This window comes from Pseudomonas sp. PDM24 (genome assembly GCF_019218905.1).
Taxonomy (GTDB): Bacteria; Pseudomonadota; Gammaproteobacteria; order Pseudomonadales; family Pseudomonadaceae; genus Aquipseudomonas.
The window spans coordinates 132,176-149,307 of record NZ_JAHUWR010000002.1 but is presented as its reverse complement, the minus strand read 5'-3'; the positions used below and the strand labels follow the sequence as shown (position 1 = coordinate 149,307).

Annotated in this window: 13 protein-coding genes; 9 read left to right on the top strand and 4 right to left on the bottom strand. The window is 60.1% G+C overall.

The features are described 5' to 3' along the window. Positions 1–35 precede the first annotated feature (35 nt). The 4 genes from KW837_RS08525 to KW837_RS08510 form a co-directional block, all read right to left on the bottom strand. A complete protein-coding gene (locus KW837_RS08525) occupies positions 36–452 on the bottom strand; it encodes a DUF3010 family protein (protein WP_218395241.1) in 417 nt (138 codons plus the stop codon). A gap of 32 nt (positions 453–484) precedes the next feature. After that, a complete protein-coding gene (locus tag KW837_RS08520; protein ID WP_123719627.1) occupies positions 485–808 on the bottom strand; it encodes a helix-turn-helix domain-containing protein in 324 nt (107 codons plus the stop codon). Continuing rightward, entirely contained in the window at positions 792–1,046 is a 255-nt protein-coding gene (locus tag KW837_RS08515) for a type II toxin-antitoxin system RelE/ParE family toxin (RefSeq protein ID WP_123497261.1), read from the bottom strand. Before KW837_RS08515 ends, KW837_RS08520 begins: the two co-directional genes overlap by 17 nt. Before the next feature lie 213 nt (positions 1,047–1,259). Continuing rightward, complete coding sequence (locus KW837_RS08510) at positions 1,260–1,661, bottom strand: lysozyme inhibitor LprI family protein (RefSeq protein WP_218395240.1); 402 nt, start codon at positions 1,659–1,661, stop codon at positions 1,260–1,262. Positions 1,662–1,897: 236 nt separating this feature from the next. Here KW837_RS08510 and KW837_RS08505 point away from each other — a divergent pair, with 236 nt between their 5' ends. The 9 genes from KW837_RS08505 to KW837_RS08465 all read left to right on the top strand — a co-directional run bounded on the left by KW837_RS08505 (position 1,898) and on the right by KW837_RS08465 (position 17,130). Further along, complete coding sequence (locus KW837_RS08505; protein ID WP_007907542.1) at positions 1,898–2,875, top strand: dipeptidase; 978 nt, start codon at positions 1,898–1,900, stop codon at positions 2,873–2,875. Positions 2,876–3,037: 162 nt separating this feature from the next. Then, positions 3,038–3,568, top strand: coding sequence for a DUF5943 domain-containing protein (locus tag KW837_RS08500; RefSeq protein ID WP_007926354.1), 531 nt, complete (start codon positions 3,038–3,040; stop codon positions 3,566–3,568). A 15-nt stretch (positions 3,569–3,583) separates the two neighbouring features. Continuing rightward, positions 3,584–5,644 (top strand): dimethylglycine demethylation protein DgcA, encoded by a 2,061-nt coding sequence (gene dgcA / locus KW837_RS08495; protein ID WP_008008115.1) that lies wholly within the window; start codon positions 3,584–3,586, stop codon positions 5,642–5,644. A gap of 173 nt (positions 5,645–5,817) precedes the next feature. After that, complete coding sequence (dgcB, locus tag KW837_RS08490; protein ID WP_218395239.1) at positions 5,818–7,767, top strand: dimethylglycine demethylation protein DgcB; 1,950 nt, start codon at positions 5,818–5,820, stop codon at positions 7,765–7,767. Further along, a complete protein-coding gene (locus KW837_RS08485; protein WP_218395238.1) occupies positions 7,767–8,987 on the top strand; it encodes an electron transfer flavoprotein subunit alpha/FixB family protein in 1,221 nt (406 codons plus the stop codon). Before dgcB ends, KW837_RS08485 begins: the two co-directional genes overlap by 1 nt. 15 nt (positions 8,988–9,002) lie before the next feature. Beyond that, on the top strand, positions 9,003–9,773 hold the full coding sequence (locus KW837_RS08480; protein WP_030128552.1) for an electron transfer flavoprotein subunit beta: 771 nt from the start codon (positions 9,003–9,005) through the stop codon (positions 9,771–9,773). 188 nt (positions 9,774–9,961) lie between these two features. Further along, entirely contained in the window at positions 9,962–10,528 is a 567-nt protein-coding gene (locus KW837_RS08475) for a GNAT family N-acetyltransferase (protein WP_218395237.1), read from the top strand. 1,135 nt (positions 10,529–11,663) lie between these two features. Continuing rightward, entirely contained in the window at positions 11,664–15,122 is a 3,459-nt protein-coding gene (locus tag KW837_RS08470; RefSeq protein ID WP_218395236.1) for a GMC oxidoreductase, read from the top strand. A 139-nt stretch (positions 15,123–15,261) separates the two neighbouring features. Beyond that, positions 15,262–17,130, top strand: a complete 1,869-nt coding sequence (locus KW837_RS08465) for a hypothetical protein (protein WP_218395235.1) — start codon at positions 15,262–15,264, stop codon at positions 17,128–17,130. Positions 17,131–17,132: the final 2 nt, after the last annotated feature.

Here is a 17,132-nt window from a genome sequence, read left to right as displayed (position 1 = left end):
CGGGCAAGCCTCGCTCCTACAGGTATGTGTTGTTTTTACTTCTTCATCAAGGCCGAGCACGCCGCCTTGTACGCCTCATGCTGATACTTGTTCAGCGTCTCCGGCAGTGCAAAATCGAACTTCTTGTTCTGCGCATTGATGGTCTGCGGCGACAGCAGCATCACCTCGCAATTTTCCAGCAGCTGGAAAATCCCCTCAATCTTGAACGTAGTCGGCCCACCGGCGAACTCACCTTTTTTGCTGCGTTTCTTGATCGCGATCCGGTCGATGGAGTTCTCACGAACGAACGACGCCACCTGAGCAGCAAAGACTTTGACGTTGGCGGCTTCGTCGTCCTCATCGAGGGCGATTTTCCTGGTGGCGAGGGCGACGTGACTGAGCGCCTGACCGTCGAGGGAGGCCACGGCGATGATCGCTTCGCTGCCTTTGATTTCGATGCCGCAGATTTTCATTTCAATCCCTTTTCCTGATGCTGGCGTTCAGCTTACAACTCTAGTTGGTTGGCGGTGATGCCAAAAGCTGCGGCAATTTTTTCACGGGTTGCCTTGCGGGGCTTGGCGACCGTCTCTTGCTGGGCGAAAGCCGGTTGGGAAATGCCCATGCGCTTGGCAACTTCATCCTGCGTAAGGTTCAGGTGTTCGCGCCAGGCGCGAATGGGCGTCGCGCCATCGACGATGCGACTGACCACTTCGTGGGGGATCAGATCGGGCTCGATCTTCTGCGCCACATACTGCGCGTACGGAATGACCACGAACGCCGGTTTTCCCTCCGCGTCGTTGATGATTTGAATCTCAGTAGGTGCGTTCATCGCGTTTTTTGACCTCTTGAATACTGACCACTTTGATCGCGCCATCCCAGTCGAACATGACCCGATAACTACCGACTCGCAGTCGATAGGCGTAGTCATGACCAACCAGTGCTTTGACGTTGCCTACATCAGGCATGCCAGCTAGCGCCGTGATGGCATCACGAACCTGGATCTGATGAACGGAATGCAATTTCAAGAGCTGCTTAACGGCCTTTCGAGTCCAGTGAATGCTGTTCATGGAAGAATATAAGTCTTTTATAAGATTTTGCGAATATTTACTTATATTCTTCAGGTGGCCAACAAACGAAATTTGTCGGGATGTTGCTCGGAAAAACTGCTTTAACCCCTTACCCAGCGGGAGTTGTAGGCTTGCTCGGTGACACCTGTGGGAAAGGTCTTTATTGAGGGTGAAAGCTGGTAGGGCTACCAGCTTTCGACGGCCAATTCAGGATCACTCCTGCCCAATCGACTCTAAAAACTCCGACCGCTCATCACTCATCCGCGCCACACAGTCATTCTGCGCAATCGTGAATGCCTTGCTACCGGTCGTCGCCGGAAACGCCTCAACCGCGCAATCCGCATCCCGGGTCTTCAGCCACTGCTGTTGAGCGGCCTTGAGCTTTGCGGTGATGTCGGTCAGTTGCGCCGGGTTCTTGTCGTAGAGCGTCTGCATGCGCTCGTTCAGGCTTTTGTAGTTTTCGCTCAGGAGGTCTTCGGCGGTGGTTCTGCTGTAGACCGAGCATTCCAGGGTCTGGACCTCGTTTTCGACTTTGTCGCAGGGATTATCGTCGGCCTCTTCAGCCGCGTGTACGCCGGTCGCTATCAGTGCCAAAGCCAGGAAGATCGATTTCATTGCGCCGCCGCCCCTTTTTCCAGTAAAGCATCCAGTAATGGCGCGAATTCTGGCCCATGCGCAGGCCCTTGAACAGGTGCCCCATGACGTCCGGCGACGACCCTTTGTCGCAGATTGACGCTTTCGGCAAACCCCCTGTCGTTTTTGCACCCGGCTACCCCTGCACCGAGGCATATGCTGGCCCCAAAGCGCCGGCACACGATTCGGCGCATGAATCGCTAATAGGGGACAGCCTGATGAGCCCAGCCGAATTGCACGCCGACAGCATCGTTATCGACGGGCTGATTATTGCCAAGTGGAACCGCGAGCTGTTTGAAGACATGCGCAAGGGCGGTCTGACCGCGGCCAACTGCACCGTGTCGGTGTGGGAGGGCTTCCAGGCCACTGTCAACAACATCGCCGCCAGCCAGAAGCTGATCCGTGAGAACAGCGACCTGGTGATTCCGGTGCGCACCACCGCCGATATCCGCAAGGCCAAGGAGCAGGGCAAGACCGGTATCCTCTTTGGCTTCCAGAATGCTCACGCGTTTGAAGACCAGATCGGCTACGTTGAGGTGTTCAAGCAGCTGGGCGTCGGTATCGTGCAGATGTGCTACAACACCCAAAACCTGGTCGGTACCGGTTGCTACGAGCGCGACGGCGGCCTGTCGGGTTTCGGTCGTGAAATCGTCGCTGAAATGAACCGCGTCGGCGTCATGTGCGACCTGTCCCACGTCGGCTCGAAAACGTCCGAAGAAGTCATCCTCGAATCCAAGAAGCCGGTTTGCTACTCCCATTGCCTGCCGTCGGGTCTGAAAGTTCACCCGCGCAACAAGTCCGATGAAGAACTGAAGTTCATCGCCGATCACGGCGGTTTCGTCGGCGTGACCATGTTTGCGCCATTCCTGGCCAAGGGCATCGATTCGACTATCGACGACTACGCCGAAGCCATCGAATACACCATGAACATCGTCGGCGAAGACGCCATCGGCATCGGCACCGACTTCACCCAGGGCCATGGCCAGGACTTCTTTGAATACCTGACCCATGACAAGGGCTACGCCCGCCGTCTGACCAGCTTCGGCAAGATCATCAACCCGCTGGGCATCCGCACCGTGGGCGAGTTCCCGAACCTGACCGAGACCCTGCTCAAGCGCGGCCATTCCGAGCGGGTGGTGCGCAAGATCATGGGCGAGAACTGGGTGAATGTCCTCAAAGACGTTTGGGGCGAATAAGCCCACTTTGAACAACGATCCCTTGTAGCAGCTGCCGAGGTACGAGGCTGCGTCGGGCTGCGAAGCGGCCCCCGAGGGCGGTCCTACGGACACGCAACGCAGCCTCGTACCTCGGCAGCTGCTACGCAAAACACACAACGAATTTTCTGGAGTTAAGTTTCCATGGCCAAGATCGCCCCGCAATTACCAATCGAAGTCGACAGCGAAACCGGTGTCTGGACTTCCGACGCCCTGCCGATGCTGTACGTACCGCGTCACTTCTTCGTCAACAACCACATGGGCATCGAGGAAGTGCTGGGCGCCGACGCCTACGCTGAAATCCTCTACAAGGCCGGCTACAAGTCCGCCTGGCACTGGTGTGAAAAAGAAGCTGAATGCCACGGCCTGGAAGGCGTTGCAGTGTTCGAGCACTACATGAAGCGTCTGTCGCAACGCGGCTGGGGCCTGTTCAAGATTCAGGACATCGACCTCGACAAAGGCACCGCCAGCGTCAAGCTCGAACACTCCGCATTTGTCTACGTGTACGGCAAGGTCGGGCGCAAGGTCGACTACATGTTCACTGGCTGGTTCGCCGGTGCCATGGACCAGATCCTGGCCGCTCGCGGCAGCAAGATCCGCACTGTCGCCGAACAAGTCTACGGTGGCTCCGAAGAAGGCCACGACGACGGTTTGTTCACCGTCAAGCCGTTGTAAGTCGAGGACCCCGCCATGGCTTTCGAAGCAATGTTCCAGCCGATCCAGATCGGCAAACTGACCATCCGCAACCGCGTGCTCAGCACCGCGCACGCCGAGGTCTACGCCACCGACGGCGGCATGACCACCGACCGGTACGTCAAGTATTACGAAGAGAAAGCCAAGGGCGGGATCGGCCTGGCGATTTGCGGCGGTTCCTCCAGCGTGGCCATCGACAGCCCGCAAGGCTGGTGGAAGTCGGTCAACCTGGCCGACGACCGGATCATTCCGCACTTCCAGAACCTGGCCGATGCCATGCACAAGCATGGCGCCAAGATCATGATCCAGATTACCCACATGGGCCGACGCTCGCGCTGGGACGGCGAGCATTGGCCAACCCTGTTGTCGCCGTCGGGCATCCGTGAACCGGTGCACCGCGCGACCTGCAAAACCATCGAACCGGAAGAAATCTGGCGGGTAATCGGCAACTACGCAAGCGCAGCCGCGCGGGCCAAGGCCGGTGGCCTGGACGGCGTCGAGCTGTCTGCCGTGCACCAGCACATGATCGACCAGTTCTGGAGCCCGCGGGTCAACAAGCGTACCGATGAATGGGGCGGCAGTTTCGAAAACCGCATGCGTTTCGGCCTGGAAGTGATCAAGGCTGTGCGCAAGGAAGTCGGTCCGGACTTCTGCGTCGGCATCCGCCTGTGCGGTGACGAATTCCACCCGGACGGCTTGTCTCACGAAGACATGAAGCAGATCGCCAAGTACTACGACGACACCGGCATGATCGACTTCATCGGCGTCGTGGGCTCGGGTTGCGACACCCACAACACCCTGGCCAACGTTATCCCGAACATGAGTTATCCACCGGAGCCATTCCTGCATTTGGCCGCCGGTATCAAAGAAGTGGTGAAGGCTCCGGTTTTGCACGCGCAGAACATCAAGGATCCGAACCAGGCGACCCGTATTCTGGAAGGCGGCTACGTCGACATGGTCGGCATGACCCGCGCCCACATCGCCGACCCGCATTTGATCGCCAAGATCAAGATGGGCCAGGTCGACCAGATCAAACAATGCGTGGGCGCCAACTACTGCATCGACCGTCAGTACCAGGGCCTGGACGTCCTGTGCATCCAGAACGCCGCAACCTCCCGTGAATACATGGGCGTGCCGCACATCATCGAGAAATCGACCGGCGTGAAGCGCAAAGTCGTGGTGGTCGGTGCCGGTCCTGCCGGGATGGAAGCGGCTCGCGTGTCGGCCGAACGTGGCCACGACGTGACCCTGTTCGAGAAGAAAGAATTCATCGGCGGGCAGATCACTACCGCGTCGAAAGCTCCACAACGGGACCAGATCGCCGGTATCACCCGCTGGTTCCAGCTTGAGCTAGCGAGGTTGAAAGTCGATCTGCGCCTGGGCGTGGCGGCGGATGCGGCGACCATTCTCGACCTGCGTCCAGACGTGGTGGTGCTCGCCGTTGGCGGTCATCCGTTCCTGGAACAGAACGAACACTGGGGCGCGGCTGAAGGCCTGGTGGTCAGCAGCTGGGACATCCTCGATGGCAAGGTTGCGCCGGGCAAGAACGTGCTGGTCTATGACACCATTTGCGAGTTCACCGGGATGTCGACGGCTGACTTCCTCGCCGACAAGGGCAGCCAGGTCGAGATCGTCACCGACGACATCAAACCGGGCGTGGCGATTGGCGGTACGTCGTTCCCGACTTACTACCGCAGCATGTACCCGAAAGAAGTGATCATGACCGGCGACATGATGCTGGAGAAGGTCTACCGCGAAGGCGACAAGCTGGTGGCGGTGCTGGAAAACGAATACACCGGCGCCAAAGAGGAGCGGGTGGTGGACCAGGTCGTCGTCGAAAACGGCGTGCGTCCGGACGAAGAAATCTACTACGCGCTGAAGGAAGGCTCGCGCAACAAAGGCCAGATGGACATCGAAGCCCTGTTCGCGATCAAGCCGCAACCTTCATTGAGTCAGGCAGGCGACGGTTACTTGCTGTTCCGCATCGGCGACTGCGTGGCCCAGCGCAACACCCACGCGGCGATCTATGACGCGTTGCGGTTGTGCAAGGATTTCTAAGAGCTTGTGGATAACCTGTAGGAGCGAGGCTTGCCCGCGAAGGCCGACTGACATTCAACATTGATGTTGGCTGATCCATCGCCTTCGCGGGCAAGCCTCGCTCCTACAGGGATTCGAGCAAGGCATCCAGGTAGTTAGGCCTGCAAGACCCCCGAGGTCTTTGGGAGCTCCACATGTTGAACACCCTTCTTCCAATCCTGTTGTTCGCTGCCTTGGGCCTGGCTGTCCTGGGCGCGTTGCGGCGGGTGGCTATGTGGCGTCAGGGCCGGGCTTCGAAAGTCGACCTGATCGGCGGCCTGTTCGCCATGCCCAAACGCTACATGGTCGATTTGCACCACGTCGTCGCGCGGGACAAATACATTGCCAACACCCACGTCGCCACGGCCGGTGGTGCGGTGGCGTCCATTGTGCTGGCGATTCTGGTACATGGTTTTGGCCTGCATAACCGCATCCTCGGTTATGCACTGCTGCTGATGTCGGCGGTGATGTTTGTTGGCGCGATCTTTATGTTCCTGCGCCGTCGCAACCCACCGGCCCGCTTGTCCAAAGGCCCGTGGATGCGCCTGCCGAAAAGCCTGATGGCGTTCTCGGCATCGTTCTTCCTGCTGACCCTGCCGGTCGCCGGCATCCTTCCGGAAAACTTCGGTGGCTGGGTGGTCGCTGCGATCCTCGGCGTCGGTGTGCTGTGGGGCGTTAGCGAACTGTTCTTCGGCATGACCTGGGGCGGGCCGATGAAGCACGCCTTCGCCGGTGCCTTGCACCTGGCCTGGCACCGTCGCGCCGAACGCTTTGGCGGCGGTCGTTCCACCGGTTTGAAGCCGCTGGATCTGAATGACCCGAACGCGCCACTGGGCGTGGAAAAACCCAAGGATTTCACCTGGAACCAACTGCTCGGCTTCGACGCCTGCGTGCAGTGCGGTAAATGCGAAGCCGCGTGCCCGGCGTTCGCCGCCGGCCAGCCACTGAACCCGAAAAAACTGATTCAGGACATGGTCGTTGGCCTGGCCGGTGGCACCGATGCCAAATTTGCTGGTAGCCCTTATCCGGGCAAAGCCATTGGCGAACACGGTGGCAATCCGCATCAACCAATCGTCAACGGTCTGGTGGACGCTGAAACCCTGTGGTCCTGCACCACTTGCCGTGCCTGCGTCGAGGAATGCCCGATGATGATCGAGCACGTCGACGCCATCGTCGACATGCGCCGCCATCTGACCCTGGAAAAAGGCGCGACCCCGAACAAGGGCGCCGAAGTCCTGGAAAACCTGATCGCCACCGACAACCCTGGCGGCTTCGCGCCGGGCGGGAGGATGAACTGGGCGGCGGATTTGAACCTGAACCTGCTCAGCGAGAAGAAATCCACCGACGTGTTGTTCTGGGTCGGCGACGGTGCCTTCGACATGCGCAACCAGCGCACCTTGCGTGCCTTCGTCAAAGTGCTGAAAGCGGCCAAGGTCGACTTCGCGGTGCTGGGGCTTGAAGAGCGCGACAGCGGTGACGTGGCCCGGCGTCTGGGCGACGAAGCGACCTTCCAACTGTTGGCCAAACGCAACATTCAGACCCTGTCCAAGTACAGCTTCAACCGCATCGTCACCTGCGACCCGCACAGTTTCCACGTGCTGAAAAACGAGTACGGCGCCTTCGACGGCAACTACCTCGTGCAGCACCACAGCACTTACATGGCGGAGATCATTGGCGAAGGCGCCCTGAACCTCGGCCAGCACAAAGGCAGCAGCGTGACCTATCACGACCCGTGCTACCTCGGTCGCTACAACGGCGAATACGAGGCACCGCGTGAAGTACTGCGCGCCCTGGGCATCGAGATCAAGGAAATGCAACGCTCCGGTTTCCGTTCGCGCTGCTGCGGCGGCGGTGGAGGTGCACCGATCACCGACATTCCGGGCAAGCAGCGGATCCCCGACATGCGCATGGAAGACATCCGCGAAACCGGCGCCGAACTGGTGGCCGTGGGTTGCCCACAGTGCACCGCGATGCTCGAAGGCGTGGTCGAACCGCGTCCACTAATCAAGGACATCGCCGAACTGGTAGCCGATGCGCTGCTCGAAGACGCCGCGCCGGGAAAGCCTTCGGCACCGGCCAAACGTGAACCTGCGGAGGTGCATTGATGAGCGACATTATCCGCCGCGACCCACGCGCCGAATGGATCGCCCGCAACCGTCTGCACCCGCTGCACGCGGCCATGCAACCGGCGCAACACAGCTGGATGGGACCTAACGGTGTCATCCGCAAGAACCCTCACGGGATCGGTTTTATCGGCCCCAACGGCATCAAGCGGATCGACCGCAGCGGCGCTCAGCAGGGCGGGGCGACCAAACGCTCGGCCGCGGTTGAAGTGCAATTGCCGCTGCATCAAGTGGCTGCACCTGCGTTCTACATCAGCGTGGTGCCGGACATGGTTGGCGGCCGCTTGAGCAGCCACGACCGCGACTTGCTCGGCCTGGCTCATCAGTTGGCCGGCAAGGACGGCGCGGTACTGGCCGTGGTCTTCGGTGAGCACAAGGAAAACGCCTTCGCTACGGCTGGCGTGGATCGCTTGCTGGTGCTTGAGGGCGACGAATTCAGCGGTTATGCACCGGAACAACGCGTCCAGGGCTTGCGGGCTGTGGATAACCAGTTCGGCCCCCGTCACTGGTTGCTGCCGGACAGCCGCAGCGGTGGTGGCGAACTGGGTCGACGCTTTGCCGCCGCACTGGGCGAACGCCCGGCCACGCGGGTTTGGCAGGTCAAGGATCAGGAGTGCATCGGCCGCGCCGGTGCTGGTTTGCAAGACCTTGCGCGTCCGGTCGCCCGCTTGATTCTGGCTGCTGCCGAATGCGCCGAACCGGTCAGCGAAACCCGACACGAAGCCTTGCCAGTGGAGTTATCCACAGCAGTCGCCCGCAGCCTGTCGCGGATCGAAGATCTGGGCGCGGTGGCGGTGGACCCGGCGGCGATTCCGATGGCCGAAGCGGAGTTCATCTTCTCGGGCGGCAACGGGGTCAAGGACTGGGGACTTTTCCACAGGACGGCCGAGGCGTTGGGCGCGACCGAAGGTGCATCGCGAGTGGCGGTGGACGACGGTTTCATGGCTCGCGACCGTCAGGTCGGTGCGTCCGGCACTTGGGTGACGGCACGGGTTTACGTGGCGGTGGGCATTTCCGGCGCGATCCAGCACCTGCAAGGCATCGGTGCCTGCGACAAGGTGGTGGCGATCAACCTCGATCCTGGCTGCGACATGATCAAACGGGCCGACCTGTCGGTGATCGGTGAGAGCGCCGAGATTCTTCAAGCCTTGATCGATGCGGTAGAGGCTTACCGCAATGAAGCCAAGCGCGATGCGGCTTAAGGAAAGGAAAGGGTTATGAGCACGAAAATCATCAGCCTGGTGTCCATCGGCGCCCACCCGACCTCCGGCCGGCCACGCCGCGCCGAGCAGGATGCACGAGCGGTTGAACTGGGCCTGCAACTGGCTGGGGATAACCTGCAAGTGCTGCATGCCGGCGACGTCGCGGAGCCTGCGCTGCGCGCTTATCTGGGCATGGGCCTGGAACAGTTGCATGTGCTGGAGCAACCGGAAGGTGCTGACGCGCTGCCAGCATTGACTGCGTATTTGCGTGATGCCGGGGCGCAAGTGGTGCTGACCGGCAGCCAGGCGGAAACCGGCGAAGGCTCGGGCATGTTGCCGTTCCTGTTGGCCGAAAGCCTCGGTTGGCCGCTGGTGGTGGGGTTGGCGCAGGTCGAATCCATCGACGGCGGTTCGGCGCTGGTGCTGCAGGCCTTGCCGCGCGGGCAGCGTCGGCGCTTGAAAGTGCGCTTGCCGTTTCTCGCGACTGTGGATAACGCAGCGCCCAAGCCTCGGCAGAGCGCCTACGGTCCGGCGCGGCGCGGGGTGTTGCAGGCAGATGAAGTCGAAGTGATCGACGATGAACTGCTGGCGGTGGCCACGCTGCAACCGGCCAAGCCGCGGCCAAAACGCTTGAAAGTGATCAAGGCCAAGAGCGGTGCTGACCGCATGAAAGCCGCGACAGCCAAGGCCAGTGGCGGAGGCGGGCAAGTACTCAAGGGCGTGACCGCGCAGGCGGGCGCTGAAGCCATTCTCAAGTTGTTGATTGAAGAAGGCGTGGTTCGCTAAACCTGGACAAACACAAAACCTGTGGGAGCGGGCTTGCTCGCGAAGGGGTCATCAGCTTCAACATCATCGTTGACTGACACACCGTTTTCGCGAGCAAGCCCGCTCCCACAGAGTGCTCGTGCCCGAACGGGTGAAATACCGGAAACGCAGAACCTGAAAATCATCTCACCGAAGTTTATGGGGAAATAATGGCTGTTGAATTTCGTCCGGCATTGCGCACGGATGCGCGGGAGATTGCTCGCTTGTTCCAGATTTCATCAGAAGGTGCGGCGGATTACATCTGGAGCCAACTGGCGCAGCCTGGCCAGGACCTGCTGGAAGTCGGTGCCAGTCGTTACGCCCGTGAAGACGTGGATTTCTCCTATCAGAACTGCCTGATCGCGCAGGCCGAAGGAAAGGTCATCGGCATGCTGCACAGCTACGCGATGCGCCACGATCCTCAAGCCGCTCCCGTGACCGACCCGGTCCTGGCGCCGTATGCCACGATGGAAATCCCCGACACCCTTTATATTTCGAGCCTGGCCCTGCATGAGGGCTGGCGCAATCAGGGCTTGGGCAAACAATTCCTCGCCTACGCCTACGACCGTGCCAACCGGTTGGGGCTCAACGGCTTGAGCTTGATCGACTACTCGGCGAACACTGGCGCCCGGCGGTTTTATGAGCGTCATGGCTTCCGGATCGTCGATACCTGCCAGATCACGCCCCACCCAATGATTCGGGTTACGGGTGAGGCTTATTTGATGTATCGGCCTTAAGGCTGAGCCCTGTTCGTGTGGGAGCGGGCTTGCTCGCGAATGCGGCGGGTCAGTCGACATCGATGTTGAATGTCAGTCAGCCTTCGCGAGCAAGCCCGTTCCCACACGGGTTCTATGTCGATCATCGATTGTGTGCACACCAACAAGTCACTGTGGTTACCCACAATCCCTGTTAGCGCTTCTGTGGATAACATGTTCGCGCCTCGCTACACCCCATACCCAGCAAGCCCTCCAGCCCTCCGTACAAAAAACAACCAGCCTAACCCACGGTTTTTTCGAGCTTTTTCCACAGAGTAACGTTGCTCACACGTCGATACTTGCCCCCAATCTCTGTTGGCGCTTCTGTGGATAAGATGTTCGCTGTCCGCCACAGGCTATATAAACCGTGGCTTTCAGTGAGTTGATCAAATAATGTTCAATTCGTCGTTTTCCCTCGTTAATCCTCCCGCAAACCCCGAATTCTCACGGCTTTCAGCGGTTTTCCACAGAGCCTGCAAAGTTGCCCCCAAAGTCTGTTGGTGCTTCTGTGGATAAGGTGTTCGCCATCCTCTACACGTCATATGAACCGTGCCTTGCAGACTTTTGATCAAAAAATGATCAGTGGCTGCATAAAACCCTGCTTCTGGATAAGTCACGGTTTTTCTTCATTTTTTGTGAATGAATTTGGGCTCTCGTCCACAGTTGTCCCCAATAGCTGTGGGTGGAGATGTGGATAACTTGTTCGCTGAACCCTGCAAGCCACGGTCTGTATAGGCCCGAACGCGATAGATCAGATTTCATACAGTTCTAAGACACTTCCTTGACTTCGATCTGTCGCCTGTCTTCACTCTCAGGCACAAGGACAGCCGTCACTTATCCACATCTGGTTCAGGGAGAACGCGTGATGGATAACCAGCCACATCGCTCGCACCCAAACCCTTGCGTGACCTGTGTACCGACACCCGCCACCTTGCTGCGTAAACGGATTCACCGTCGCGCCACCAATCAGCGCGCTCGCCTATAGCGCCTGAAGCCTTTCCCCATACCCTGACGTCGCTGCCATTGAGGCCCGACCGTGCCCGGTGACCAGGCGTTTGTTCGTCTATCGATTGCAGGCAACCACAGAGTTGCCCATCTGCCTGAGAGGAAATGACCCATGACACGGATCGCCACGCCCATCAGCGACATCAAGGAACACTACGACGTGATCGTCATCGGCTCCGGCTACGGCGGCGGGATCGCGGCGTCGCGCCTGTCCCGGGCCGGCAAGCGGGTGTGCCTGCTGGAGCGGGGCCGGGAAATCCAGCCCGGCGAATACCCCAATACGATGCTGGCGGCCACCGAAGAGCTGCAAGTCCACGACCCGGATGGGCACATCGGTTCGCGCACCGGGTTGTTCGACCTGCACGTCAACGCCCAGCAGAACGTGGTGGTCGGTTGCGGCCTGGGCGGCACGTCGCTGATCAACGCCAACGTTGCGCTGGAACCGGAACCTGGTGTGTTCGACGATCCACGCTGGCCGCTGGCGGTACGTGAACACCGCGACACGCTGCTCAAGGATGGGTACGCCCGGGCTCGGGAGATGCTCAAGCCCAATCCCTACCCAAGCACCTCGCCGGTGCTGCCGAAACTGGAAGCCAACAAAAAATCTGCGGACTACCTCAAGCAGGGGGCGCATTTCTACAAGCCGCCGATCAACGTGACCTTCGACAAACTGCCGAACAATCTCAACCACGTCGGCGTCGAGCAGCTGCCGTGCAACCACTGCGGCGACTGCGTGTCGGGCTGTAACAACAAGGCCAAGAACACCACGCTGATGAATTACCTGCCGGACGCCTGGAACCACGGCGCGGAAATTTTCTGCCAGGCCGAGGTGCGGCACCTGGAGCGCGACGCCGATGGCGATGGCTGGATCGTGCACTTCCAATACCTGGACAGTGGCCGCGAGAAGTTCTCGGCACCGACGCTGTTCGTCAAAGCTGACATTGTTGTGGTGTCGGCGGGCACCCTGGGCTCCACCGAAATCCTCCTGCGCTCTCGGGACAAAGGCTTGTCGACGTCCAATCAGCTTGGCGAGAACATGAGCGGCAACGGTGACATTCTCGGTTTCGGCCACAACTGCGACCAAGCGATCAACGGCATCGGTTTCGGTGCGCATCCGGCCAGTGAAATGAAACCGGTCGGCCCGTGCATCACCTCGATCATCGACCTGCGCACCGAAGGCGACTGGCGCAGCCGCATGGTCATCGAAGAAGGCTCGATCCCCGGCGCGCTAGGCCGGCCGATGGTGCCGAGCATGGCCGCTTTCGCCGGGTTGATCGGCAAGCCCACCGACGACAGTTTCACCGGCAAGCTCAAGTACGCGGAGCGCGAAACCGAAAGCTTCCTGCGCGGCCCGTATCACGGCGCCCTGCACAACATGCAGACCTACCTGATCATGAGCCACGACGACGGCAAGGGTCGCATGGTGCTCGACAGCAAGGATCAGCTGCGCATCGACTGGCCGGGCGTCGGCGATCAGGAAAACGTGAAGATTGGCAACGATCGGCTGCACCAGAGCACCAAGGCGTTGGGCGGGATCTGGGTGGAGAACCCGATCTGGACCGAGTTGCTCAAACACAGCATCGTTTCCGTCCACCCGCTGGGCGGTTGCGTGATGGGCGAGGACGCGGAGCAGGGCGTGGTCAACCACAAGGGCCAGGTATTCAGCAGCGCCAGTGGCACCAATGTCTATGCCGGGTTGTACGTGACCGACGGCGCGGTGATTCCGACCTCCCTGGCGGTCAATCCGCTGCTGACCATCTCCGCCGTGAGCGAGCGCAACATGGGCCTGCTGGCGGCCGATCGCGGTTGGCACATCGACTACACGCTGCCCTCGGCACCGCGCAAACAGGTGGCGCCGCCGACCCTCGGCGTGCAGTTCACCGAAACCATGAAGGGCTATTTCTCCAAGGACTTCACTCAGCCTCAAGGCACTGATCTCAAACTCTACGAAGCGGCGGCCAAACGTGGCGAGTCGGAGAACTCGCCGATCGAGTTCACCCTGACCATCACCGCCAACGACCTCAACCGCATGATCAAGGAGCCGGAACACGCTGCGACGCTGGTTGGTACGCTCAATGCGCCGGGTCTGTCGCCGGAACCGCTGACCGCCAGCAATGGCGTGTTCAACCTGTTCGAGGAATATCAGGAACAGGTCGGCGTGCGGCACATGAATTACGACATGAAACTGACCGCCGAGGACGGCAGCGATTATTACTTCAGCGCGTTCAAGACCGTGCCCGAAGACAATGGCGTGCTGAACGTCTGGCACGACACCAGCACCCTCTACGTGACGCTGTATCGTGGGTCGGACAAGACCGGTGAAGTGCTGGGTTCGGGGGTGATGCGCATCCATCCAGCCGATTTCGCCAAGCAGATGACCACCATGAAGGTGCTCAACGCGCGCAACGAACGCGAGCGCATCGACGGTCTGGCGCGGTTCGGCAAGTTCTTCGCCGGCATCTTGTGGGAGAGCTACGGTGGGGTGTTCGCCGGCGACATCTACTTCAACCCCGATGCACCTGCGCGGCAGAAACGCCCATTGGATGCACCGATCCCGAGCGTGCAGTTCTTCCAGACCGAAGACAACGTACAGCTACGCCTGACCCGCTATCAGGGTGGCAGCAAAGGGCCGGTGATGCTGGTGCATGGCTTGGGCGTGGGCTCGAATATTTTCTCCACCGACACCATCCAGACCAACCTGCTGGAGTTCTTGTGCAAGCACGAGTACGACGTCTGGCTGCTGGATTTGCGGGTGAGCATTCTGTTGCCTGCAAGCAAGAAGGAATGGAACGGCGACCAGATTGCACAGTACGACTTCAAGGCTGCCATCGCGCAGATTCAGCAGGCGACCAAGGCGGCGGACGTGCAATGTGTGGTGCATTGCTACGGCGCGACGACTTTCTTCATGTCGTTGCTGGCCGGGTTGCAGGGCGTGCGTTCGGTGGTGTGTTCGCAGATCGCCGCGGATACGGTGGTCGCCACGGCAACCGGGCTCAAGGCCGGCCTGCACCTTCCGGGGATGCTCGACGCCATCGGCATCAAATCCCTCACCGCGTATGCCGACAACAAGGAGAGCTGGTTCAACAAACTCTACGACAAGGCCCTCAACGGCTACGCCCGCATCGAGGCTCAGGGCTACTGCACCAACCCGGTATGCCATCGCATCACCTTCATGTACGCGTCGCTGTACCGCCACGACACGCTCAACGACACCCTGCATGACAACCTGCATGAGCTGTTCGGCGAATCGAACATGCAGACCTTCGAGCACTTGGCGCTGATCCTGCGCAAAGGCCATCTGGTGGACTTCAAGGGCCAGGACGCCTACATGCCGCACTTCGACCGGCTGACCATGCCGATCTGTTTCATCAGCGGCGAAGACAACCAGTGCTACCTGCCGGAAAGCACGCTCAAGACCTATGAGCGCGTGTGCAAAGCCCATGGACCGGAGCGCTACAGCCGACATGTAGTGCCGGGTTACGGGCATATCGACTGCATGTTCGGCAAGAATGCGGTGCTCGATGTGTACCCGATCATCCTGCAACACCTGGAGAAAACCGCCCTCGGCTAGTCGTTAGACCGAGTTGGATTCTTCGCGGGCAAGCCTCGCTCCTACAAAGCGGTGCGAAACCTGTAGGAGCGAGGCTTGCCCGCGAAGGCAATCTATCAGGCGCTACATCTTGCGGGTCATGCACAAGGAAATGGATGCCATGGACAGTTACATCCGCTGGTTTCAACGCTTCATCTGGCTAGGCATCGTGATGAACATGGTCTTCGCGATTCCGGCGCTGTTCGCGCCGGCGTTGCTGACTTCGATGCTCGGGATGCCGCCGCAACTCTCCGATCCGTGGCTGGAAAACGCCGGCATGCTGCTGGTGGGGATCAGCCTGTTCTACATGCCGTCAGGCTTCAACGCGCCACGATACGTCGTGCATTCGTGGCTGTGCGTGTTGTCGCGACTGGTGGCCGTGGCGTTCTGGATCTACCTGATCAACACCAGCAACCAGGCTCAAGTATTCGTGCCGATGCTGCTGGGTGACCTGAGCATGTTCCTGATCCTCGGGGTTCTGCTGTACCTGGGCAGCGCGCCGGCCAATCGGCCCCTGGCGTTACTTCGCGACGGCTGGCATGCGTGGCGCGCAGCCTGGGCGCGACGCTGGCAGCGGCACAGCTTCAAAGTCGCCACGCTGGTCGTGGTGCTGGCGCTGGGGTTTATCGGCTACGAAACCTGGTACCAGATGCTGCGGGTGGTGCCGGCAGAGCAGTACGCCTCCGATGAGGACCACTACAAGTACGGCGCCATCGGCCTGGGCATCGAGGCGCGGATTCCCTATTACCTGTTCGCCGTATTGCCGCAGATGTGCCCGGATAAACTGCCGAAACCCGGCGGCTACGAAGTTTTCGGTTTCCTCTACGAGAACGGCAAGGACCTGCCGATCGGTATGGCCAAGCGGCAGATCGGCTACCCGACCGTGGAGCCCAACTGCGCCCTGTGCCACACCGGTTCCTACCGGGCCAATACCAGCGAGGTCGCCATCCCGGTGGCCACCGCGCCGGCCAATACCCTGCAACTGCAGGCCTTCCAGTGGTTCGCCTACAATTGCGCCAGCGACCCGACATTCACCCCTGACGCGGTGATGACAGCAATCAACAGCAAGTTCCAGCTCGGGTTTTTCGAACGCTTGTACAACCGCTACGTGATCATTCCGATGGCCACGAGCGCGCTGGTCAAGCAGAAACAGGCCTATGCCTGGCAACGCCTGCGCGCACCGCAAGGGCCGGGGCGCACCGACACCTTCAACCCGACGAAAATGGTGGTATTCGGCTTCCCGGATGACTCGACCATCGGCACCGTCGACTTGCCGCAAGTCTGGAACCAGAAGCCTCGGGAGTCGCTGTACCTGCACTGGGACGGCAACAACAACGACATCCATGAGCGTAATTACGCGGCGGCCATGGCCGTGGGCGCGACGCCGGAGTCAGTGTTGCCGGACAGTTTCAACCGGGTGACCAACTGGTTGCTGGGCCACAAGGCGCCGGCATGGCCGTTCGCGCTGGATCAGGCCAAAGTCGCGCGGGGCAAACCGGTCTGGGAAAACAACTGCGCCGGTTGCCATGATTTCGGCCGCACCGACACCGGTCAGGTCACCACCAGCATTGATGAACTGGGCACCGATCCCCATCGGCTGAACTCGTTCACCAATGGCTTAGTGACGGCTTTCCATGGCTTCAAGAAATCGCCGTTCGACTTTGGCGCCTATCGCAAGACCCAGAGCTACAGCAACACGCCCACCGACGGCGTCTGGTTGCGCGCGCCGTACTTGCACAACGGCTCGGTACCGACCCTGTGGGACTTGCTCCAACCACCGGAAAAAAGACCGCTGGTGTTCTTCACCGGCTCCGATGTGTACGACCAGGACAAAGTCGGCTTCGTCACCAGTGGCCAGCAGATGAAGGCCTCGGCGGACTTCAAGTACGACACCCGTCTGGAGGGCAACCACAACGGCGGCCACCTGTACGGCACGCAACTGTCGGAACTCGATAAGCGGGCGCTCATCGAGTTCATGAAAACCCTGTAATT